Origin of the sequence: Thioalkalivibrio sp. AKL8 (assembly GCF_000380525.1) — a bacterium.
In the GTDB taxonomy this organism is placed as follows: domain Bacteria; phylum Pseudomonadota; class Gammaproteobacteria; order Ectothiorhodospirales; family Ectothiorhodospiraceae; genus Thioalkalivibrio; species Thioalkalivibrio versutus.
The window spans coordinates 497393-518178 of the sequence record NZ_AQYF01000009.1 but is presented as its reverse complement, the minus strand read 5'-3'; the positions used below and the strand labels follow the sequence as shown (position 1 = coordinate 518178).

21 protein-coding genes are annotated in these 20786 nt (G+C 65.8%); 14 read left to right on the top strand and 7 right to left on the bottom strand.

What is annotated here, in order from left to right:
* The first annotated feature begins 32 nt into the window (after nt 1-32).
* From G335_RS0111765 to rpoS, 3 genes are read left to right on the top strand one after another with little or no spacing between them, the layout of a single operon-like run.
* Complete coding sequence (locus G335_RS0111765) at nt 33-617, top strand: YqaA family protein (protein ID WP_018145816.1); 585 nt, start codon at nt 33-35, stop codon at nt 615-617.
* A gap of 1 nt (nt 618) precedes the next feature.
* A complete protein-coding gene (locus G335_RS0111760) occupies nt 619-1389 on the top strand; it encodes a peptidoglycan DD-metalloendopeptidase family protein (RefSeq protein WP_018176877.1) in 771 nt (256 codons plus the stop codon).
* A gap of 23 nt (nt 1390-1412) precedes the next feature.
* Nucleotides 1413-2489: an RNA polymerase sigma factor RpoS gene (gene rpoS / locus G335_RS0111755; protein ID WP_018176876.1), complete on the top strand. Its 1077-nt coding sequence runs from the start codon at nt 1413-1415 to the stop codon at nt 2487-2489.
* A 55-nt stretch (nt 2490-2544) separates the two neighbouring features.
* Here rpoS and G335_RS0111750 read toward each other — a convergent pair whose 3' ends face one another.
* The gene (locus G335_RS0111750; RefSeq protein WP_018176875.1) at nt 2545-2919 is read right to left on the bottom strand and encodes an Mth938-like domain-containing protein; all 375 of its coding nucleotides are present in this window, start codon (nt 2917-2919) and stop codon (nt 2545-2547) included.
* A 189-nt stretch (nt 2920-3108) separates the two neighbouring features.
* Between G335_RS0111750 and alaC the strand changes: the two genes are divergently transcribed.
* From alaC to thrC, 3 genes are all read left to right on the top strand, one after another.
* Complete coding sequence (gene alaC, locus G335_RS0111745) at nt 3109-4332, top strand: alanine transaminase (RefSeq protein WP_018937712.1); 1224 nt, start codon at nt 3109-3111, stop codon at nt 4330-4332.
* Between the two features lie 73 nt (nt 4333-4405).
* On the top strand, nt 4406-5719 hold the full coding sequence (locus G335_RS0111740) for a homoserine dehydrogenase (protein WP_018176874.1): 1314 nt from the start codon (nt 4406-4408) through the stop codon (nt 5717-5719).
* Nucleotides 5720-5758: 39 nt separating this feature from the next.
* Nucleotides 5759-6901 (top strand): threonine synthase, encoded by a 1143-nt coding sequence (gene thrC, locus G335_RS0111735; protein WP_026304833.1) that lies wholly within the window; start codon nt 5759-5761, stop codon nt 6899-6901.
* A gap of 52 nt (nt 6902-6953) precedes the next feature.
* Here thrC and G335_RS0111730 read toward each other — a convergent pair whose 3' ends face one another.
* Nucleotides 6954-7739: a RibD family protein gene (locus G335_RS0111730; RefSeq protein WP_018176872.1), complete on the bottom strand. Its 786-nt coding sequence runs from the start codon at nt 7737-7739 to the stop codon at nt 6954-6956.
* A 149-nt stretch (nt 7740-7888) separates the two neighbouring features.
* Here G335_RS0111730 and ribA point away from each other — a divergent pair, with 149 nt between their 5' ends.
* Nucleotides 7889-9034, top strand: a complete 1146-nt coding sequence (gene ribA, locus G335_RS0111725) for a GTP cyclohydrolase II RibA (protein WP_018176871.1) — start codon at nt 7889-7891, stop codon at nt 9032-9034.
* A 16-nt stretch (nt 9035-9050) separates the two neighbouring features.
* Here the strand turns inward: ribA and G335_RS0111720 are convergent, their stop codons facing one another.
* Together G335_RS0111720 and G335_RS0111715 are read right to left on the bottom strand one after the other, a co-directional pair.
* On the bottom strand, nt 9051-9854 hold the full coding sequence (locus G335_RS0111720) for a creatininase family protein (RefSeq protein ID WP_018176870.1): 804 nt from the start codon (nt 9852-9854) through the stop codon (nt 9051-9053).
* A 45-nt stretch (nt 9855-9899) separates the two neighbouring features.
* A complete protein-coding gene (locus tag G335_RS0111715) occupies nt 9900-10679 on the bottom strand; it encodes an FkbM family methyltransferase (RefSeq protein WP_018176869.1) in 780 nt (259 codons plus the stop codon).
* Nucleotides 10680-10839: 160 nt separating this feature from the next.
* On the opposite strand from G335_RS0111715, the gene G335_RS0111710 reads away from it, so the two are divergent.
* From G335_RS0111710 to G335_RS0111700, 3 genes are read left to right on the top strand one after another with little or no spacing between them, the layout of a single operon-like run.
* Complete coding sequence (locus G335_RS0111710) at nt 10840-11997, top strand: ChaN family lipoprotein (RefSeq protein ID WP_018176868.1); 1158 nt, start codon at nt 10840-10842, stop codon at nt 11995-11997.
* A gap of 3 nt (nt 11998-12000) precedes the next feature.
* Nucleotides 12001-13965 (top strand): M1 family metallopeptidase, encoded by a 1965-nt coding sequence (locus G335_RS0111705; protein ID WP_018176867.1) that lies wholly within the window; start codon nt 12001-12003, stop codon nt 13963-13965.
* Nucleotides 13955-14377 (top strand): HIT domain-containing protein, encoded by a 423-nt coding sequence (locus G335_RS0111700; RefSeq protein WP_018176866.1) that lies wholly within the window; start codon nt 13955-13957, stop codon nt 14375-14377. Before G335_RS0111705 ends, G335_RS0111700 begins: the two co-directional genes overlap by 11 nt.
* A 27-nt stretch (nt 14378-14404) precedes the next feature.
* On the opposite strand, the gene G335_RS0111695 is transcribed toward G335_RS0111700, so the two are convergent.
* Nucleotides 14405-15067 (bottom strand): OmpW family protein, encoded by a 663-nt coding sequence (locus tag G335_RS0111695; RefSeq protein WP_018176865.1) that lies wholly within the window; start codon nt 15065-15067, stop codon nt 14405-14407.
* A gap of 94 nt (nt 15068-15161) precedes the next feature.
* Nucleotides 15162-15866 (bottom strand): SDR family NAD(P)-dependent oxidoreductase, encoded by a 705-nt coding sequence (locus G335_RS0111690; protein ID WP_018176864.1) that lies wholly within the window; start codon nt 15864-15866, stop codon nt 15162-15164.
* A 360-nt stretch (nt 15867-16226) separates the two neighbouring features.
* Here G335_RS0111690 and G335_RS0111685 point away from each other — a divergent pair, with 360 nt between their 5' ends.
* The 4 genes from G335_RS0111685 (at nt 16227) to G335_RS0111670 (ending at nt 19852) form a co-directional block, all read left to right on the top strand.
* Nucleotides 16227-17738, top strand: a complete 1512-nt coding sequence (locus G335_RS0111685; protein ID WP_018176863.1) for a DUF1538 domain-containing protein — start codon at nt 16227-16229, stop codon at nt 17736-17738.
* 3 nt (nt 17739-17741) lie between these two features.
* The gene (locus tag G335_RS0111680) at nt 17742-18089 is read left to right on the top strand and encodes a P-II family nitrogen regulator (RefSeq protein ID WP_018145799.1); all 348 of its coding nucleotides are present in this window, start codon (nt 17742-17744) and stop codon (nt 18087-18089) included.
* 11 nt (nt 18090-18100) lie between these two features.
* Nucleotides 18101-18493, top strand: a complete 393-nt coding sequence (locus G335_RS0111675) for a CBS domain-containing protein (protein WP_018145798.1) — start codon at nt 18101-18103, stop codon at nt 18491-18493.
* A gap of 84 nt (nt 18494-18577) precedes the next feature.
* Nucleotides 18578-19852: a diguanylate cyclase gene (locus G335_RS0111670; RefSeq protein ID WP_018176862.1), complete on the top strand. Its 1275-nt coding sequence runs from the start codon at nt 18578-18580 to the stop codon at nt 19850-19852.
* Nucleotides 19853-19968: 116 nt separating this feature from the next.
* Here the strand turns inward: G335_RS0111670 and G335_RS0111665 are convergent, their stop codons facing one another.
* Nucleotides 19969-20730, bottom strand: coding sequence for a class I SAM-dependent methyltransferase (locus tag G335_RS0111665; RefSeq protein WP_018176861.1), 762 nt, complete (start codon nt 20728-20730; stop codon nt 19969-19971).
* Nucleotides 20731-20786: the final 56 nt, after the last annotated feature.

Below are 20786 nucleotides of genomic sequence, written 5' to 3'. Positions count from 1 at the left end.
GTGACTGAACGGGTCGCGGCGGTACGGCATCGATGAAGCTCTTCGAGCCGCTCTACGACCGGGTGATGGCCTGGTCCCGCCATCGTCATGCGCCGCGCTATCTGGCTGGGCTCTCGTTCGCCGAGTCTTCGTTCTTTCCCATCCCCCCGGACGTGATGCTTGCGCCGATGGCGGCGGCGCAGCCGCGTTCCGCCTGGCGGCTGGCCGCGCTGACCACCCTGTTTTCCGCGCTTGGCGGTTTGCTCGGGTACCTGATCGGGTGGCTGGCGTTCGAGTGGATCGGGCCCTGGCTGCATCAGGTCGGGTACGGCGAGGAGTTAAGCCAGGCCGAGGCCTGGTTTGACACCTGGGGAGTCTGGGTCGTCCTGGTCGCCGGCTTTTCACCGATCCCCTACAAGCTGTTCACCGTGACCGCCGGGGCGCTTTCGATGGCCCTGTTGCCGTTCTTGATCGCGTCGCTGGTGGGGCGCGGGCTACGTTTCTTCCTGGTCGCGTTGTTCATGGCCTGGGCCGGGCCGCGTGCGGAACGTCATCTGCGACCGTATATGGAGCGTCTGGGCTGGGCGGCCATTATCCTGCTGGCCGTGGCCATGGCGATCTATCTGGTAATGGACTGACATGCGCCGGCGCATGGTTCAGGGATTGGTGACGGGGTTGGTGCTGGTCCTGGTTGCGAGTGTCCTGGCCGGTTGTGCGGCGCGTGCGCCTAGCGGGGCCTCGATGCCGGACACCCATGTGGTGCAGCGCAACGAGACGCTGTATCGCATTGCCCAGCGCTACGGCGTGGAATGGCGCGATCTGGCCCGGCGCAATGCCATCGGTGCCCCTTATGTCATCCATCCCGGTCAGCGCCTGCGGCTGCGAGGTGCGGCGCGCTCGTCGCCGCCCAGTGCGCCACAGGCCTCTTCAGCGCCGAGCACGCGGCAACCATCCTCGGGCGCTTCTGGCCGCGACAGCGGTGGCGGGACCTCGTCCGGCTCCACCTCAAGCTCGTCGACTTCGAGTCCGCCGCCCTCCGATCCGGGGGGCTGGCAATGGCCGGCGGCGGGCGAGGTGTTGCGCGGATTCTCCAGCAGCGGCACGCGCCGAGGGCTTGCGATCGGCGGCGAACGGGGGGATCACGTACAGGCAACGCGGGCCGGGGAAGTGGTCTATGCAGGTGGCGGCCTGGTGGGGTATGGTCGATTGATCATCCTCAAGCACGACGCGCGGTTCCTCAGTGCCTACGGGCACAACGATGAATTGCTGGTGAGCGAGGGTGACCAGGTGCAGGCGGGCGACACCATCGCGCGTCTGGGGTCATCGGGGGCCGAGCGCCCGATGTTGCACTTCGAGATCCGGGTGGACGGGACGCCGGTAGACCCGGCGCGATACCTCCCGGACCGCTGACTCGATCGAGAGCAGGACACTACATGGCCAAGACCCGGCAACCGGCCGCTCCGGAACTGCACAACGACAACCTGACCCACGATCCGGATCCGGAGGAGGCGGTCCAGGTGCCCGAGGATCTGGCCCATCCGGTCGAAAAGATCGAGGAATCCGAGGATCCGGAAGACGTCTCGGAGGCGGTGATACCCGACGTTACCGCCGGCTTGAAACCGGAAGAAGGCGCTCCGGTACGGCCGAAAACCCTGCGCGACGCCCGTCCCGCGGAACTGGATGCGATCCAGATCTATCTGCGCGATATCGAATACCGCCCGCTGCTGACCCCCGAGGAAGAGCGCAAGTACGCGCGTCTGGCGCGCGAGGGAGATGAGAGTGGCCGCCGGCGCATGATCGAGTGCAATCTTCGGTTGGTGGTCAAGATCGCCCGTCGCTACCAGAACCGGGGTCTGCCGCTGCTTGACCTGATCGAGGAGGGCAATCTCGGCCTCATGCATTCGGTGGAAAAATTCGACCCGGAGCGCGGCTTTCGTTTTTCCACCTACGCCACCTGGTGGATCCGCCAGACCATCGAACGGGCCCTGATGAATCAGGGGCGGACCATCCGCATTCCGGTGCATGTGAGCAAGGAGTTGCGCATGCACGCACGGATTGCGCGCAACCTGACGCAGGAACTGGGCCGCGACCCCACCGAGGAAGAGCTGGCGGAGCGCCTGGGCCGGCCGGTGGCGGAGATCCAGAAGCTGCGCGCGATGTCTGAGCCCTCCACCTCGATGGATCTGCCGTCGGGCCCGGACGGCGATCGCTCGCTGGCCGATATCCTTGCCGACGTGAATGCGCCCGAGCCCTCCACTTTGCTGGAGGATCAGGATCTTCATCATCTGGTGGATGCCTGGCTGGAAGAGCTCGACTACAAACAGCGCGAGGTGCTGGTGCGCCGGTTCGGGCTGCACGGTTTCGAGCGCTCGACCCTGGAGCAGGTGGGGGCGGAGATCGGCGTGACCCGGGAGCGGGTGCGGCAGATTCAGATGGATGCGCTGAAGCGGCTGCGCAAGCTACTGGAGTCGCGTGGAATGAAGGGCGACGAGGTCCTGCCGCGTTCCTGAGCGGGTTGCCGAAAAGCGCCCGAGCCCTCCACTTTGCTGGAGGATGACGTGTCGCTTATCCGTTAATGATCAGGGCGGCGACGACGTCGCGGCCCTCGGCCATGATCAGGTTGTACGTGCGGCAGGCGGCCGCGGTGTCCATGATCTCCACCCCCAGGCCCTGCGAGCGCAGATGACGCCAGACCGCGCGGTCCGGGAATTGCTGGACCGTACCGGTGCCGATTAGCAGGACCTCGGGCGGCGCGTCCAGTATTGCTTGCAGGTGATCCACGCCCAGTTGTTCGACCGAGTCGACTGGCCAGTCGGTGCGCAGTTCGTGCGGGCGCACGATCAGGCTGCGGCTGTGCGCAATCTGGTTGATTCCGACGCGCCCCGACTCGTAGCCGGTCACGATGTAGGAGTCTTCGCTGGTGACTTCGGAAAACAGCATCCCTTTACGCTACTCCGAGCCCGCGAAAGGCTCAAGATGCCATCCCCGTCCGGCGGGGTGTCCGAACCTCGGTTCGTTGACAGCCGGGGGCCCGGGTTATACTTTGGCGCGCTTTCCGGTGCGGCATCCGGAGGGGCCGTTTTGGCCCTGCAAAGCGTTCCCCAAGGCCCCAACCAGGACCCAGAATCCGTGACCGACGTCTTTCCCCGTATCGAGCGCCTCCCGCCCTACGTCTTCAACATCGTGAACCAGTTGAAGGCCGAGGCCCGCGCCCGCGGCGAGGACATCATCGACTTCGGCATGGGCAACCCGGATCAGCCGACGCCACAGCACATCGTGGACAAGCTGTGCGAGGCGGCGCAGCGCGGCGATACCCACCGCTATTCCGTGTCCAAGGGCATCCCGCGGCTGCGCCGGGCGATCACGCGCTGGTACAAGACCCGGTTCGATGTCGATCTGGACCCGGAGACCGAGGCGATCGTGACCATCGGTTCCAAGGAAGGTCTGGCGCACCTTGCGCTGGCGACCCTGGGGCCGGGCGATGCGGTGCTGGTGCCGAATCCGGCCTATCCGATTCATCCCTATGGTTGTGTGATTGCCGGCGCGGATGTGCGCCATGTGCCGTTGACGCCGGATGTCGACTTCTTCGCCGAGCTGGAGCGGGCGATCCAGGACTCCTGGCCGAAGCCGAAGATGCTGATCCTCAACTTCCCGGCGAATCCGACCACCCAGTGCGTGGATCGAGAGTTCTTCGAGCGGGTCGTGGCGATCTGCAAGGAACATGGCATCTGGATTGTGCACGACCTGGCCTATGCCGAGATCAGTTTTGACGGCTACAAGGCGCCTTCGATCTTCGAGGTGCCGGGGGCGAAGGACATTGCGGTGGAGTTCTACACCCTGTCCAAGACCTACAACATGCCGGGCTGGCGCGTCGGCTTCATGTGCGGCAACGCGACCCTGGTTGCGGCGCTGGCGCGGATCAAGTCGTATCTGGACTATGGCACCTTCACCCCCATCCAGGTCGCCGCAATCGCGGCGCTGGAGGGCCCGCAGGACTGCGTGGAGGAGATTCGCGAGCTCTACCGGGTGCGCCGTGATGTCCTCTGCGAGGGGCTGAACAAGCTCGGCTGGCAGGTCGAGAAGCCGAAGGCGACCATGTTCGTCTGGGCGCCGATCCCCGAGCCCTACCGCGAGATGGGCTCGCTGGAGTTCGCCAAGAAAATGCTGAGCGACGCCAAGGTGGCGGTCTCGCCGGGGGTGGGTTTCGGCAACTACGGAGACGACCACGTGCGCTTCAGCCTGATCGAGAACGAGCAGCGTACGCGCCAGGCCCTGCGCGGGATCAAGGCGATGTTCCGCGCGGACTCGATCCTGGCCGACGCCTCCGAGGAAAATCCGGGTTCGGGCAGCTAGTTCGACCGCCGCAGACCCTCAACGCAATGAACACGGGGCGCCGCTGGTGCCCGACGTCAAGGACAGCAAGGCTATGACGCCGGTAAAGATCGGAATTCTGGGACTGGGAACTGTCGGCTGCGGCACGATCAACGTGCTCGCGCGCAACGGCACGGAGATCGCTCGCCGCGCGGGTCGCGACATTCAGGTCGTGGCGGCCGCCGCGCGCGACATCCAGCGCGAGCGCGAATGCGATTGCTCGCAGATCCGCCTGACCACCGATCCGGCCGAGGTCGTCAACGATCCGGAGGTCGAGGTCGTCGTCGAACTGATGGGCGGGACGGATCTCGCCCTGAGCCTGGTACTGGCCGCGATTGACGCGGGCAAGCACGTGGTCACCGCCAACAAGGCCCTGATCGCGCTGCATGGCAACGCGATCTTCGAGCGCGCCCAGGAGAAGGGCGTGATGGTGGCCTTCGAGGCGGCAGTCGCCGGTGGCATCCCGATCATCAAGGCGATCCGCGAGGGTCTCGCTGGCAACCAGATCGAGTGGTTGGCCGGGATCATCAACGGTACCGGTAACTTCATCCTCAGCGAGATGCGCGACAAGGGTCGTGACTTCGAGGACGTGCTGGCCGAGGCCCAGGCACTGGGCTATGCCGAGGCCGATCCGACCTTCGACGTGGAGGGGATCGACGCCGCGCACAAACTGGCGATCCTGGCCTCGATTGCCTTCGGTATCCCGCTCCAGTTCGACCGTGTCGCGGTGGAGGGGATCAGCGATATCACCCGCGAGGATGTCGGCTTCGCCGCGGAACTGGGCTATCGCATCAAGCACCTGGGCATCGCCCGGCGGACGCCGAAGGGCTACGAGCTGCGGGTGCATCCGACGTTGATCCCGGAGCGCCGGCTGATCGCGAACGTCGACGGCGTGATGAACGCCGTGCTGGTGCATGCCGACGCCGTCGGCCCGACGCTTTATTACGGCGCCGGGGCCGGGGCCGAGGCGACCGCCTCCGCAGTAGTGGCCGATCTGGTCGACGTGGTGCGCGCCCTGACCACCGATCCCGAGAACCGCGTGCCGCATCTGGCGTTCCAGCCGGATGCCCTGTCGGACAAACCGGTGCTGGATCTTGCCGAGGTGGAGACCTCCTTCTACCTGCGCCTGCGCACCCAGGACCGCCCCGGCGTGCTGGCCGACATTACCCGGATCCTGGGCGAGCACGGCATCAGCATCGAGGCGATCCTGCAGCGCGAGCCGGACCCGGAGCGCGGCGAGGCCACGATCATCATGCTGACGCACAAGGTCCGCGAGGGTGCGATGAACGAGGCGATTGCCGCGATCGAGGCCCTGGATCACCTGTTGACCCCGATTACCCGTATCCGCATGGAAGGACTGGCGCGCTAGTTGACGCTCTATCCCTTTCGCAACGACGAAGAGAACACCATGGCCTTTGGACATCGCTATACCGGACTGATCGAGCGCTACCGTGACCGCCTGCCGGTACACGACGACACGCGCATCATCTCGCTGGGCGAGGGCAACACGCCCTTGATCCGTCTGAACAACATCCCGCGCGAGCTCACGCGCGAGGTCGAGATCTACGTCAAGTTCGAGGGGCTGAACCCGACCGGATCGTTCAAGGACCGGGGGATGACCATGGCCGTGACCAAGGCCATCGAGGAAGGCTCGCGGGCGATTGTCTGCGCCTCCACCGGCAACACCTCGGCCGCTGCCGCCGCGTATGCGGCGCGTGCGGGCATTACCGCGTTCGTGGTGATCCCGGACGGCAAGATCGCCCTGGGCAAGCTCGCCCAGGCGATGATGCACGGCGCCACGGTGATCCAGATCGAGGGCAACTTCGATGACGGCATGCGTCTGGTCAAGGAGGTTGCCTCCAATACGCCGGTGACGCTGGTGAACTCGGTGAACCCCTATCGCCTGCAAGGCCAGAAGACGGCCGCCTTCGAGATCGTCGAGGAGCTGGGCCGCGCCCCGGACTACCACTGCCTGCCGGTGGGCAACGCGGGGAACATCACCGCGCACTGGATCGGGTACAGCGAGATGGCGGCCAAGAGCAGCGACGACGTGACCGACGCCTGTTCCTATTGCAAGGGCCACTGCAAGTACGCCGGTGGCGGCATGGTGGGTAACCGTCCGCACATGGTCGGCTATCAGGCGGCGGGATCCGCACCGTTCATGCGTGGCGCGATGGTCGATAACCCGGACACCGTGGCGACCGCGATCCGTATCGGCCATCCGCAGTCCTGGGACATGGCCTGGAAGGTCCGCGAGGAATCCGGTGGCTGGTTCGACGAGTGCCAGGACGACGAGATTCTTGCTGCGCAGAAGCTGCTGGCGGAAAAGGAAGGCGTGTTCTGCGAACCGGCTTCAGCCGCGTCGCTGGCCGGTGCGCTGCGCGACATCCGCGAGGGCAAGATCCCGGAAGGCTCCACCGTGGTGTGCACCCTTACGGGTAACGGCCTGAAGGACCCGGATACAGCCATCGCCCAGAGCGTGGTTCAGCCAGCCAAGGTCCCGGCGGAGCTGGACGCGGTCTCGCGCGCGATCCGCGACAACCTGGTTTGAGGTGCCCCGCCATCGCGCGTGACGCGATGGCGGCGAACGAATCTGGGTCGGGTCAGGGCTTGCTGCGCAGGTCCAGGTCGAACAGGGTGTCGCCGCCGAGGCGGAAGATACGGCAAGGCGGGCGTAACGCCTGATCCAGCGAATCGATCTCCGGCAGGGTCACACCCGGACGCCCGGAGCCGATCAGCATGGGCGCAATGGTCAGGTGCAGCCGGTCCAGGGTATCCGCCTCGAGAAAGCGCGAGACCGTCTGGCCGCCGCCTTCGACCAGCAGGCGATGCAGGCCCATTTCCGCGAGTTGGCCGCGGATCCTGGCGGGGTCGAAGCGGTCGTCGGTCCCGGTGGGCATCTCCAGGCATTCGACATGCTCGGGCAGGCCGCAGGGTCCATACCCGGCCGCGTGCAGGACAATGGTCCGGACCTCGGCATTGCGAAAGACATGGGCATCAGCGGGAATGCGGCCATCGGGGTCCAGGATCACGCGGACCGGGTTGGGGCCCTCGGTCTTGCGCACGGTCAGGCGGGGGTCGTCGGCCACGACCGTGCCGGCGCCGACGATCACGGCATCGACCAGGGCCCGCAGGCGATGCAGGCGCTCGATGTCCTCGGGGCCGGTGACGTAGTGCGACTTGCCGCTCGCGGTGGCAATGCGCCCGTCCAGGCTCTGGCCGAGCTGGGCCACGGTGATGCTGGGGGCCTCGACGATCGGGCCGTAGAGATCCAGCAGCTCGTGGGCACCCGGTGCCAGGGGGCCGGGCAGGGGGCAGCACCCGGGATCGGCCCGCTGTGCCAGCAGCCAGCGCCAGGCCTGCTCCTCGGTTACCGGATAGGCTGTCATGCCGCAATCCCCGGGGTTACGGGACCGCAAGTAGCGAGTTGGGGTAGGCTAACGCCGTCTTCGACCTGCCTGGCCAAGCCGGGAACCGCATCCGGGGAATTCGCGGTTTGCGGGCTGGTCATAAACAAAACTCCGTATGGAAGCACCCGATGCACAACGCCGATCGCGGGATCTTTGATCTTCGCCGGGGCCATCCGGTCCTGGTGAGTGGTTCGCAGTCGAGTGTACTCGTTGCGGCCGTCGAGGGGCTGACCCCTGTGTTGCTGGATCGCCTGACCCACATGACCGGGTCCGCGCCTCGACTGATTCTAACCGCGCACCGCGCCTCTGCAATGGGCTGGTCCCAGCCGCTGCAGGAAGGCTGGGAAGGTGTGGCCCTGGAATTCGCTCCGAATACCGATCCCGAGGCCCTGTTTACCCTGGCCAGTGCCCCGGAGGCCTCGAACGAGACGACCCACCCGTACGCCGCGATGGGGCAGCCCACGGTGGTTCGTGCGCTTCCCGCAGAGGTCGCGGCCCTGGAGCTTGTGCGTGCGGGGCGTCTGTTGCCGGCGGTGGTGGCCGCGCCGGTCCCCGAGCCGATGCCGGAGGCCATTCGCGCGGCGTTGGCGGATGGCATGTTCCTCGACGTCGACGAGCAGGAGGCGCGCGCGGTGGCCAAGCACCCGCGACTGGAACTGGCCTATGTCAGTGAGGCCCCGGTGCCGCTGGCGGACGCGCCGGTGACCCGGTTCATGCTGTTCCGCGAGGGCAACGGGATCCTGGAGCACGTCGCGGTGCTGATAGGGGAGCCCCGCGACTGGCCGGATGCGGTACCGGTCCGGCTGCACTCGGCCTGTCTGACCGGGGATCTGTTCGGCAGCCTCCGCTGCGACTGCGGTGATCAGCTGCGCCTGGGCGTGAAGACCATCAATGACTCGGGCGGCGGCGTCCTGTTGTATCTGGCGCAGGAGGGTCGTGGTATTGGACTGGCCAACAAGTTGCGCGCCTATACCATGCAGACGGCCGGGCTGGATACCATCGATTCCGATTGCCAGCTGGGTTTCGAGGCCGATGGCCGGCGTTACGACGCAGCGGTGGAGATGCTGGAGTTCCTCGGCATCGACAGCGTGCGGCTATTGACCAACAATCCCGGAAAAATGGATGCCCTGCGTGCCGGTGGCATCGACGTGGTGGCACGCGAGCCGGTGCATGGCAAGCTGAATCCGCACAACCTGCGCTATCTCAGCACCAAGGCCGACCGTGGCGGCCACTGGCTCCAGGAGCTGCTGGCCTCGGAGGCCGAGCGCGGCTGACGCAACTGGCTCCCTCTCAGGGCGCGAGTTGCGTCAGGTCGAACCGCGCGGCGTCGCGGATTGCCGCGGCCAGGGTGCGAGCGTAGTGCTCCACCAATTGCTGTCCCAGTTCGGCGGTTGCGCCGCGGGCATCCCCGACGACACCGGACGGGTGGAGGTCGCCCGCCATCCAGGCGAAGGCGGCGCGCCCTTCGGGTTCCAGCACCTCCAGCTTTTCTGCGAGCTCCGCGCCCAGTGAAGGCGCGTCCAGGGCTGCTTCCATGCGCACGTGCTCCGGAGCGAGGAACCGCATCATCGCGGTCTCGAGCAAGCCGCCGTGCAGGCCGTGGCGAAGCTCGTCGGGCGCGATGCGGGGCGCGTCCGGCGGGGGCTGGGTGAAATAGTGATACTTGACCACAAGCATGCCGTGGGCCCGGCGCAACTCCAGGGCAGCGAGGTCGCAGATCGCGGTATTGCCGCCATGACTGTTGACGAGCAGCAGGCGCCGCAGGCCGCTGCGGGACACGCTGTCGCCGATGTCGCGCAGGGTGGCCAATGCGGTTTCGGGCTGCAGGCTCAGGGTGCCCGGGAATCCGGTATGTTCGGTACTGGTGGCGATCGCCACCGGCGGCAGGACCGCGAGCGGAAGGTCCTCCGGTATGGTCTCGCAGGCGGCCTGCAGCAGGCCCAGCCCGATGCGGTAGTCGGTATCCAGCGGCAGGTGGGGGCCGTGTTGTTCGATGGCCGACAGGGGCAGGATCGCGACCGCATCGCGCGCGGCGAGCGCGGCGATCCCGTCGCTCGTGTGGTGTTGCCACCAGGGGAGGTTGTCGGCGTTCATAGGCTCAGCCTTGCCGCTCGCACTGGTTCCGTCAAGGCGACCCCATCAAGCATCGTGTCGGCGGGCATACAGGTCGCCCGAACCCAGGTTTTCGCCGTGTCGCTCCAGCCAGGCAAGGATCGCTGCGGCGGATTGCCAGTCGGCGAATTGATACTGGCGGCGTTCGCCGGGGATCAGGTTGTATTCGTACGTGCCCAGTTCCGCCAGCTGGTCGAGGCAGTCGCGGGTGACGTCCAGCGCGCCGGCCACGAACTCGAAGGACAGGGCGGAGATGGGGTGGCTCAGGCCGCGCAGAACCTCGGCCTCCATGCCCTCCACATCGATCTTGCAGAAGGCTGGAGGCCCGTATTCGGCGATGAGCTGGTCGAGGGTGACCATGGGTACCGCGATCTCTTCATCCCAGCGTACGTGTTCAAAGCTGCGGTTGCGGGTGCGCAGTGATCGCACCCAGGAACGCGAGGCGGAGGAGACGGTCGGGTGGCGTCGGCTGACCTGCAGCTGTGCGGTACCTGGGCGTGGCCCGGCCACCTCGCGCCGAATCGAGATGCTCGGGCGCCCGCGCACCGCGCGGCGCAGCCAGGGCAGGAGCTGCGGTTGCGGTTCCAGGGCGACCACACGCGCGCCAAGATCGGCGAAGGCGCGGGTGCGGTCGCCGACATGGGCTCCGATGTCGAACACCAGATCCCCGGACCGAATAAACGGGGCATACATATGCTGGAGTCCGCGCTGGCGTCCGGGCCGGCGATAGATGATCAGGGATCGCAGGACACCGATGGTCTGATCCAGCCAGGCCAGGTGGCGTGGGTTTTGCGGGGGTGTGCTCATCCTTTCAGGCTAACCGAGCGGAGGTCTCGGGGGAACGCTGGAGGCGCCGCAGGGTCTTCTGGATAGTTTGGCCGTGCCGGGACCCGATCTCCGGGTTCGTCGAAGAGTGGGCGTTGGAAAATGGTCCCGCGCGTAGTGGGTTCGCAACGAGGAGTGCTGCATGCAGGCGGGTTTTCGGGTTGGGACATGGGTGGGCGCGGTTGGCCTGCTGGCGGCCTTGTTGGCGGGTACCGTGAAAGCGGGCAGTGATTGTCCGGCTCCGGGGGCGTGGTCCACGCCGGCGGGCGAGCCGCTGGATGCCGCCGAACTGTATGTCGACCTTGCCACCCGCGAGGTGGTGTTGCTGGGCGAGCGCCACGACCGGATGGATCATCATCGCTGGCAGTTGGGCACGCTTTCTGCGCTGCATGGTCAGCGTCCGGACATGGTGATCGGGCTGGAGATGCTGCCCCGCTCCAGGCAGCCGGTGCTGGATGCCTGGGTCGCGGGCGAGCTGGACCCGGAGGCATTCCTGGAGAAGAGCGGTTGGTACGAGCACTGGGGTTTCGACCCGGAGTTGTACTGGCCGATCCTGCACTTTGCCCGCGTCCACGACGTGCCGCTGCTGGCGCTGAACCTGGAGCGGGAGTATATCCAGCGTCTGGGTCACGAGGGCTGGGATACCGTGGATGCCGATACGCGCGATGGGGTGTCGGCCCCGGCCGCGGCGAGCCAGGGCTACCGTGACTATCTGGAAGCCGTGCTGGAACGTCATCCAGCGGGCATGGGACCGGACTCGGAACGGTTTATCGCGACGCAGTTGGCGTGGGATCGGATGATGGCTGGCGGGATTGCGGCGCGCATCAAGGCGGGCGGCGATACGCCGCCGCTGGTGGCCGCGATCATTGGCTCCGGGCACCTGGAATACGGCTATGGGGTGCCGCATCAACTTGCCGATCTGGGCGTGACCGAGGCCGCGGTGTTGTTGCCGCGCGAGCCCGGCGGTTGTGCGGACAGCGATCCGGCGCTTGCGCACGCCGTCTTCGGCGTGCCACACGACGAGCGTTTTGAACGTTCGAGGTTGATGCTGGGCGTGCACCTGGAGTCCGATGACGCGCCGGGGATTCGCATCCTGCGCGTGCAGGAGGGGTCGGTCGGTGAGGCGGCCGGCCTGGAGGCTGGAGATCGGGTTTTGCGGGCAGGCGAACAGACCATTCGCGCCGCTGGCGATCTGCAACGCGTGGTGCAAGCGACGCCACCGGGCATGTGGCTGCCACTGCAGATCGAGCGTGAGGGCAAGCGGCTAGAGCGCGTGGCACGCTTCCCGCGCGAGGACTGACGCATGCGCCCGGGGTTGTTGGTGTGCAGTGTTGTCTTGTGGCTGGCCGGTGGAGCGGCTTCGGCCGACACGGCATACGATGGTGTGACGCTGGAGGTGGAACTGGATCCCAGCCAGGCGCGGCTGGAGGGGCGGTTCCAGGCGGATCCGGCCCGGATCGATCCGGCCTCGCTGCGCCGGTTGCGACTGGATCCGGGCATTGCCGTGGATGCGGTGACGCTTGGCGGGCAGGTAGTCGAGTTCGACCGCAGCGAGGATGGTTGGCTGGAACTGGCGCGCGAGCCGGCCGCGGATGACGGGCCTTTGGCGATCCGCTATGGGGCGCGTCTTTCGGCACCGGACCAGGCACGTCCCGGGAGCGGATATCTGGGCCCGGACGGCGGGTATCTGCCGCCGGGCGCCGACTGGTATCCGCGCCGTCCCGATGCCGAGCCCCACGCTGTGCGGATCGAATTGAGGAGCCTCGGTGGCCATCTCGGGGTGGCGTCCGGCTCCCGCGTGGCCGAAAAGCGCCGGGGTGACGAATACCATGCCACGTTCGAGCACCCCGCTGGTCGAGCCCTGGCGATCGCCACCGGCCCCTGGGAGTCGGCCGAGCGGCGGGTTGGAGATGTGGAGGTACGCACCCTGTTTCCGGTCGGCCTCGAGGAGCGATTCGGGGAGACCTATCGCGAGCAGGCGGCCAAATACCTGCAGCGCTTCAATGACGAGATCGGCCCGTACCCGTTTGCGACCTTCACGATCGCTGCGAGTCCGCAGCCCGTGGGGCTGGCGTTTTCCGGCTTTACGTTGTTGGGGGAACGTGTGATTCCGCTGCCATTCATTCCGTACACCTCGCTGGGCCACGAGGTCCTGCACGCCTGGTGGGGAACCGGGGTGTACGTGGATTATTCCGCAGGCAACTGGTCGGAAGGGCTGACGACCTACATGGCCGACTATCAATTCAAGCGCGACCGCGGCGAAGGGCGGGAGGAACGGGGCCAGTGGCTGCGCGATTACGCGGCCTTGCCGGCCGGGGAAGATCGTGCGCACGGGAGCTTCCGGGGCGGCAATTCGGGGGCGGCTCGCATCGCCGGCTATTACCGCGGCGCGATGCTGTGGCGAATGCTGGAGGATCGAATCGGGCGCGAGGCGCTGCTGTCGGGTGCGCGGGCCCTGTACGACGAATGGCGCTTTCGCGAGGCGGACTGGGACGCCGTGATCGGGGCGTTCGACGGAGCGACGGATGAAGACCTGCAGCCCTTCTTTTCCCAGTGGGTAGAGCGCCCCGGCGCGCCTGCGCTGGAACTGACGGGACTGTACCGTGAGGCGCGGGGAGACGGTTGGCGAGTACAGGGCCGGCTGCAACAACGCGACGAGCAGGCCCCTTGGGATCTGTATGTGCCGCTGGTGCTGGTAACCGAGAACGGCCGCGAGACTCATTGGGTCGAGCTGAATGCGGTAGAGAAGGGGATTTCGCTGGAGACCTCCAGCCGACCCCTGGCCATTGCCATCGACCCCGACTGGCGAATGTTCCGCCAGCTGGCAGCGGACGAGTCGCCCGCCATCCTGCGTCAGGGGGCGCTGGACCCGGAAGCCCGGGTGGTGGCGCTGGACGATGCGGACCCCTCCGAGGTCGCTCCCTGGCTGGGTCGAGTGCCGGGTTCCGCGGACGACGCAGAAGGCATGCGGATCGTGCTGGGCTCGCATTCCTCCGTGGCCGGCTGGCTGGGGCGGCATGACTTGCCGAGCGACCCTGTCGCACTGGCGAACGCAGGCGAGATCGGTCCGGGTGCGCGGGCCTGGGCCGTACCGGATACCCGGTTGGTTGTGATCAGTGGGGCGGACGCGGATATACGGCGCGAGGCCATGGCTGCCCTGCGGCATCGATCCCACTACAGTTACCTGTTGCCCGGCGCGAACGGCGAATGGCAGACCGGCCTCTGGTCCCAGCCGGGAATATGGCAGGAGTTTGACGATGACGAATGAATTTCTGCTGGATCCACGCCTGGAGGCCGATACCTGGGCTGTGGCCGAGTGGCCACTGTCGAGGCTGCGGTTGATGGATCATCACGACTATCCCTGGTTCATCCTGGTGCCGCGTCGCGCCGATGTGCGCGAACTGCATCAACTGGCCCCCGAGGATGCCATCCAGTTGGCGCGCGAGTCCGGTGCACTGGCGCGGGCGATGGAGCAGGCCTTTGCTCCGAAGGCGCTGAACGTGGCCAAGCTCGGCAACATCGTGGAGCAGCTGCACCTGCATCATGTAGCGCGCTGCGAGGGGGACCCGGCGTGGCCCGGCCCCGTGTGGGGTGCCCCGAAATCGCGCGGGCTGGAAACGCAAGAGGCCGAGGACCGCATTGCGCGGGTCCTCGGCCTCGTCGGAGACGTCGGCGGCTAGGCCGGCGTGAGACGGTCGTGGCTAGGCTCAGAAGCGGTAGCCGACGTTCATCCCGAAGGTCCAGGGATCGATCTTGACCGTGCCCAGGTCGGCGGTGCCCAGCGACACGTCGGTTTCGATGTCGATCCAGCGAACCTCGGCGTTGACGAACCAGTTTTCGTCCACGGCGAAGTCGATCCCGGCCTGCACCGCGGCTCCCCAGGAATCATCCAGGTCGATGTCCTGCCCCGTCACGTCAGCCGTATCTTCGTCGAAGAAGTGGGTGTAGTTAATGCCGGCGCCGACGTAGGGTCGAACGGCCGTTCCAGTGTTGAAGTGGTACTGGAGGCTCAGGGTCGGCGGCAGGTGGCGCGTGCTGCCGATGTCGACACCGCCTACGTTCAGGTCATGCTTGAACGGGATGGCGACCAGGAGTTCCAGGCCCAGGTTGTCGGTCATCATGTAGGTGATATTGCCGGAGGGGCGGGTGTTAGAGCCCACGTCGACCGGTGCGGTTGCACTCAGGCCCAATCCGCTTGCATCCAGATTGCCGTTGTCGGACTTGGGGGCCACGTGGGTCAGGCCGCCGCGCAGCAGCCAGTCGCCAGCGGAGACATCGGCGTTGGCAGCGGTCGCGTGGGCCGGGATCATGGCCGCGGGGGCCAGCAGGCCGGCCAGGGTCAGAGCGCGCAGGGTGGTGGAACGTTGCATGTCGAGCCTCCGAATCGGTGTATGTTCGCAGGCACTATCCCGCCATCGGTATTAGCGGTTGTTGATGCAGATCATGGTTGTGGCGGGTGAGCGTTCAGAAAGGCAGGCGCTGGCCCTCGAAGTCGTGGAAGCTGCCGGACTGGTCGGCCTGTAGATGGTCCAGGACACCGAGCAGACGTTCGCTTGCGTATTCGGGGCTGAGGACCTCCGAGGCGCGTGACCGGTACGGCTCCGACAGACGGGTGTCGCAGGTGCCAGGCTGAAGCGCAATCACCAGCGCATGGCGATGGCTGAAGCGTAGTTCCAGGGCCGTGGTCCGCACGATCTGGTTGAGCGCGGCCTTGGAGGCGCGATAACTCACCCAGCCGCCCAGGTGGTTGTCCTCGATGGAGCCGACCCGGGCCGAGAGGGTAGCCAGGATGCCCTTGCGGCCCCGCGGGAGCAGGGGTGCCAGGTGCTTGAACAGTAATGCCGGGCCAATGGCGTTGATGGCGAAGGCGCGGCCCATGATCGTCGGGTCGAGATCGCGCAGGCGCTTCTCCGGGCCGTGGCCGTCGATGGTCAGGATCCCGGTGGCGTCGAGGATCAGGTCCCACTCGGCTGCCTGGTCTCGCAGCCAGGTGGCGGCGTGTTCGATGCTGGCCTCGTCGAGCAGGTCCACGGGTGGGGTGCTTTGGCGTCCGAGGCCGACCACGCGTTCGCAGTTCGGGTCGTTCTCCATGTGGTCGACAAACGCGGCACCGAGGCCGCCCGTGGCGCCGATGACTACAGCGCGATAGGGTATCTGCAGGGATTCCATGCAGCGTAGGACCATTACGCTTGCGATTGATTCCGGGGCGGCGCCTCGGTTAGGGAAACACTGATTAATGTACACACTCGCGTTGGTACCCCAGGTTTTCCGAGACAAGGCGTGTCGTGCAGCGGGTAGTGGTTCTACCCGCAAGCGGCGCAACGCAGGATCGGGGAACCTGGGGTGCCAACCCCACAAGCCATTGCAAAGCAGGGGCTCGGCCGCCCGTGCTTATCAAAAACGGGCGCGCGCACGGCGTTGCGGCTCCCTTGTGCAGAATGACTGCACGGCGGTCGCCGCGCCTTGTTCGCACGCAAAAGCGACTCGAGCGCGAGTGTGTACATTAATTAGTGTTTCCCTAGGGAGCGCATGAATTTTCTCCACACCCTGGGTCATGCGGCACGCAACCTCGCTCCGATCGTGATCGTGGTGGCGGTGTTCCAGGCGCTGGTGCTGCGCACGGTGCCGGATGGCCTGCTGTCGATGGTGGTGGGCCTGGCCATCGTGGTGTTCGGCGTGGCCTTGTTCCTGCAGGGCCTGGAGATGGGGATCTTCCCCATCGGCAAGAACCTGTCCAACGCACTGGCGCGGCGTGGATCGTTGCTGTTGCTGATGGCCTTCGGCTTTACGCTCGGGTTTGCGACGGTGATCGCGGAGCCGGCCCTGATCGCGGTGGCGGAGCAGGCGGAGGTGATCAGCGAGGGCCGTATCGAGGGCATGGTGCTGCGGCTGATTGTCGCGCTTTCGGTAGGGGCCGTGGTGGCGCTGGGGATCCTGCGCACGGTGCTCGGACATCCGCTGCACTGGTACATCCTGACCGGCTATGTGCTGGTGGTGCTGGTGACCTTCTTCGCCCCCGAGGAGATCGTGGGCCTGGCTTACGACTCGGGCGGGGTGACCACGAACATCGTGACGGTGCCGCTCGTGGCGGCACTGGGCCTGGGGCTGGCGGCCTCCATAAGGGGGCGCAACCCGCTGCGCGACGGCTTCGGGCTGGTGGCGCTGGCGGTGATGGTGCCGATGATCACGGTGCAGATCTACGGGATCATCGTGTTCACGGGAGCGGAGATCGCGGCTCCAACCGGCGCCGAGACAGCGGCCATGGATCCGGGAACCGATCTGCCAGGCGCAGGCGAGCGGCACTGGCTGTCCGCGATGGGCATGGACCTGTTGCTGATGCTGCGTGACGTGGCACCGATCATCGCGGTGATCGTGGTGTTCCAGTATTTCGTGCTGCGCAAGCGCATCCCGTATCTGCCGCGGGTGATGTTCGGTTTCGTGTTGGTGGTGCTGGGGCTTTATGCCTTCGTGGTGGGGCTGAAGCTGGGCCTGTTCCCGATCGGCGAGAGTATGGCCGAGCAGTTGATTACCAACGAACTGTTCGTGTGGGTGTATTTGTTCGCCTTTTCCATCGGGTTCGCGACCACCATGGCGGAACCAGCGCTGATCGCGATTGGCCAGAAGGCCGAGGAGGCCGCTCGCGGTTCGTTGCGCGGCAACGTAATCCGCATCCTGGTGGCGCTGGGCGTGGCCATTGGCATCACCATCGGAGTGCACCGCATCCTGGCGGGGGACTCCATCCACCACTACATCATGGGCGGCTACCTGCTGGTGATCGTGCTCACGATCCTGGCGCCCAAGCAGATCGTGGCACTGGCCTTCGATCTTGGCGGGGTGACCACCTCCGAGGTGACTGTGCCCCTGGTGACGGCTCTGGGGATCGGCCTGGCGACGCACCTGGAGGATCGCAACGTACTGATCGACGGCTTCGGTCTGATCGCGTTCGCGTCGATATTTCCCATCGTCACGGTGATGCTCTACGCGATCGCCGTGGATCTTTACGAACGCTGGTCCGCTCGCGACGAGCGGCAGGAGGAGTGAGCAATGCGATTTTCTGCACTGGTGGCCGTCCTCTCGGATGATCTGGAGGAACAGGCGATTGCCACGGCCAAGGAAGCGGGCGCAGGTGGCGTGACCATCATGGATGCGCGCGGGATTGGCGCCGAGGCCCGCAGGACGTTTCTCGGCATGACCTACGAGGGCAGTCAGTCGGTCCTCTTGTGGGTGCTGGAGAAGAAGGTGGCCCTGGACGTGCTCAAGTGCATCTCGAGGGAGCTGGACCTGGCCAATGACCCGCGGGGAGTGGCCTTTACGGTGGATGTGGCCCATCTCGCCGGTATCGGGCGCAAGCAGATCGAGCAGTTCCAGGAACAGGTCAAGGAAGAACTCTGACGGAGAGCAACATGCTGGTAAGCGAAATTCTAAGACCCAATGTCGTCACTGTGTCTCCCCTGGCACCGCTGCGCGAGGCGATGCAGCTGATGCGCAAGCATGGCGTCAAGTCGCTGGTGGTGGAGAAGCAGCACGCCCACGATGCCTACGGCATCATCACCTACACCACCATCCTCAAGACGATCGTGGCGGAAGAGGGCGATATCGACCTCTCGAATGTCTATGATGTCTGCACGAAACCGGTGATCACGGTGCCCGCCGAGATGGATGTGAAGTACGTCGCGCGGCTGATGGTGAGCCAGGGCATTCGACGGCTGGTGGTGCTGAAGGGCAACGAGCTGGAAGGGATCGTGACGACCAGCGACATTGTCGGATCGATCCTCGAGATGGCGGACATGGACTGAACTGCGCCGCCCCAAGCGGGTCGGATTTCAGTGACCTCGCGCATGACCCTGTGTCGTGCGTTCATTTTTTGCAGAAGGCCCGATATGGCGTCCGTGTCGATCATCGAGGGGTTCGAGAAACTCCGATTGCTGGATGCCGCTATCGAGCAATCGTACAACTCGGTCGTCATTACCGACGCGGATCTGGACGGCGGTCCGCGGATCGTTTACGTCAATACCGGTTTCGAGCACATGACCGGGTATTCGCGGGAGGAAGCCCTGGGGAAAACCCCGCGTATCCTTCAGGGCCCGGCCACCTCGCGTGCCGTTCTGGACAGGTTGCGCGGGGCACTCGTCAGTGGCGAGTATTTCGATGGCGAAACGGTCAACTACCGCAAGGATGGCTCCCCGTACGAGGTTCGCTGGCACATCTCGCCCGTATATGCCAGCGATAACGACCGTGACATCACCCACTTCGTCTCGGTGCAAAAGGACATTACCGAGGAGCGGCGGCGGGATGACGAGCTGCGGCTATTGTCGACGGCGCTTGAGGTGTCGGTGGACCCCGTGATGATCACCGATCCCGAAGGCACGATCACCTATGTGAACGCGGCCTTCGAGGAGCAGACCGGATACAGCCGGAATGAAGCGGTAGGCAAGAATCCGCGGTTCCTTCAGTCCGGTCAGCAGGAGCCGGGGTTCTATCGCGACATGTGGGATACGCTCGCGCGCGGCGAAGCCTTCCGTGGCGAGTTCGTGAACCGCCGCCGCGACGGCACCCTGATGAACATGGAGCAGAGCATCAGTCCGGTGACCGATTCCCATGGCCGGGTGACGCACTACGTGTCGATCAGCAAGGATGTGACCGATCGAGTGCGCATGGAGGACGAGATCCGGCGGCTGGCGCATACCGACTGGCTGACGGGGCTGGCCAATCGCCTGAGCCTGGGCAACACCCTGGAGGCGGAGATGGAGCGCAGCCGCCGCTACGAACGGCCCCTTTCCCTGATCATGTTCGATATCGACCATTTCAAGGACTTCAACGACGACTACGGTCACGAGACTGGAGATGACGTCCTCAAGCGGTTGGCCGATACGGTGCAGGGCGCGCTGCGCGAGGCGGATGCCCTTGGGCGCTGGGGCGGGGAGGAGTTCATGGTCGTCGTGCCGGAGACCCCTGGCGCGGGCGCCGAGGCCATGGCCGAAAAGCTGCGCAGGGCCGTGGCGGCCATGGAAACGGCGTGCCCGGTGTCGGTTACGGCGAGTTTCGGGGTGACCGAGATGCGCCAGGGCGATACCCCCAAGACCTTCGCCCGCCGCGTGGACGAGGCGATGTATCAGGCCAAGGAGGCGGGGCGTAACCGGATCGTCTTGCTCTGAGGCCGTGGTTCCGGTAGTGCGTCGGTGGCCGTAACGAAAACGGGCCGACCCCAAAAGGGTCGGCCCGTCCTGTGTCCTGTCGGGGATGCCATGCCCCGATATTGGCAGCATCCGGACTACGCGCGGCGGCGCAGGACCCAGATCTCCAGCAGGGCCCAGTCCTCGCCCGGATAGTTTTCCTGCTCCAGCGGCGACAGGCGGCGATGGCGGCTGGCGGTGCTACCGACGAATTCCAGGTGTTCCAGCAGCAGGCGCTTGGTCGCGTCGGCCTTTTCCAGGGCGAAGGGGTTCAGGAAGTTGACCAGCATGTAGCCCTCGCGCGGGGTCTCGGCGAAGGAGCGGATCAGCTTCTCGATTGCCGGCGGGTCCAGATAGACCAGCGATGCGGTGGAGATCACGATGTCCGCGTCGGCCATGGACTTTTCGATCGCGGCCTGGGTCTCCGGTGCGGGCTGGTTCAGGTCGGCCTCGAAGGTTTCGTCGAACAGCCCGGCGCTCTTGCCATAGGCCAGCGCGTTGCCCGAGATGTCGATGCCGGTGGTCTTCATCGGCAGACGGCGCGGGGCGGCGACGGTCTTGCAGGCTTGCTCATCGGCCCAGTTGGCGCGGATCGCTTCGACATCCATATTGTGGATGGCGGCCATGGTGGTGTTGCCAAAGCAGCAGCACAGGTCCACGTAGTTCAGGGTCTTGCCGGTGGCGGCCTGCTGCTCGGCCCAGGGAAGGATCAGCCGGTCGAAGGTTTGCCGGTTGAAGTCGTCGGAGATGTAGTCGAGCGCGTCGATAATGCGCTCCTTGAACGGCACCGGGGTCTCGGCGACGTAGATATCGTCGAAATGCTGTTTCTTCTCCTCGGTCTTCACTTGCGGCTCACTCATCGGCTTTTCCTCGTTGTATAAACCCACCATGCTCGGGGGTATGCGTGTAGAGCGTC

Excerpts from the sequence above, each read along its gene's own strand:
- G335_RS0111690 (WP_018176864.1), bottom strand. The coding sequence starts at position 15,866 with ATGGAATCCCTGCAGATACCCTATCGCGCTGTAGTCATCGGCGCCACG.
- G335_RS0111705 (WP_018176867.1), top strand. The coding sequence starts at position 12,001 with ATGCGCCCGGGGTTGTTGGTGTGCAGTGTTGTCTTGTGGCTGGCCGGT.
- G335_RS0111760 (WP_018176877.1), top strand. The coding sequence starts at position 619 with ATGCGCCGGCGCATGGTTCAGGGATTGGTGACGGGGTTGGTGCTGGTC.
- G335_RS0111730 (WP_018176872.1), bottom strand. The coding sequence starts at position 7,739 with ATGACAGCCTATCCGGTAACCGAGGAGCAGGCCTGGCGCTGGCTGCTG.
- G335_RS0111765 (WP_018145816.1), top strand. The coding sequence starts at position 33 with ATGAAGCTCTTCGAGCCGCTCTACGACCGGGTGATGGCCTGGTCCCGC.
- G335_RS0111715 (WP_018176869.1), bottom strand. The coding sequence starts at position 10,679 with ATGAGCACACCCCCGCAAAACCCACGCCACCTGGCCTGGCTGGATCAG.
- G335_RS0111720 (WP_018176870.1), bottom strand. The coding sequence starts at position 9,854 with ATGAACGCCGACAACCTCCCCTGGTGGCAACACCACACGAGCGACGGG.
- thrC (WP_026304833.1), top strand. The coding sequence starts at position 5,759 with ATGGCCTTTGGACATCGCTATACCGGACTGATCGAGCGCTACCGTGAC.
- rpoS (WP_018176876.1), top strand. The coding sequence starts at position 1,413 with ATGGCCAAGACCCGGCAACCGGCCGCTCCGGAACTGCACAACGACAAC.
- G335_RS0111740 (WP_018176874.1), top strand. The coding sequence starts at position 4,406 with ATGACGCCGGTAAAGATCGGAATTCTGGGACTGGGAACTGTCGGCTGC.
- G335_RS0111670 (WP_018176862.1), top strand. The coding sequence starts at position 18,578 with ATGGCGTCCGTGTCGATCATCGAGGGGTTCGAGAAACTCCGATTGCTG.
- G335_RS0111700 (WP_018176866.1), top strand. The coding sequence starts at position 13,955 with ATGACGAATGAATTTCTGCTGGATCCACGCCTGGAGGCCGATACCTGG.
- G335_RS0111710 (WP_018176868.1), top strand. The coding sequence starts at position 10,840 with ATGCAGGCGGGTTTTCGGGTTGGGACATGGGTGGGCGCGGTTGGCCTG.
- G335_RS0111695 (WP_018176865.1), bottom strand. The coding sequence starts at position 15,067 with ATGCAACGTTCCACCACCCTGCGCGCTCTGACCCTGGCCGGCCTGCTG.
- G335_RS0111665 (WP_018176861.1), bottom strand. The coding sequence starts at position 20,730 with ATGAGTGAGCCGCAAGTGAAGACCGAGGAGAAGAAACAGCATTTCGAC.
- G335_RS0111675 (WP_018145798.1), top strand. The coding sequence starts at position 18,101 with ATGCTGGTAAGCGAAATTCTAAGACCCAATGTCGTCACTGTGTCTCCC.
- G335_RS0111750 (WP_018176875.1), bottom strand. The coding sequence starts at position 2,919 with ATGCTGTTTTCCGAAGTCACCAGCGAAGACTCCTACATCGTGACCGGC.
- G335_RS0111685 (WP_018176863.1), top strand. The coding sequence starts at position 16,227 with ATGAATTTTCTCCACACCCTGGGTCATGCGGCACGCAACCTCGCTCCG.
- ribA (WP_018176871.1), top strand. The coding sequence starts at position 7,889 with ATGCACAACGCCGATCGCGGGATCTTTGATCTTCGCCGGGGCCATCCG.
- G335_RS0111680 (WP_018145799.1), top strand. The coding sequence starts at position 17,742 with ATGCGATTTTCTGCACTGGTGGCCGTCCTCTCGGATGATCTGGAGGAA.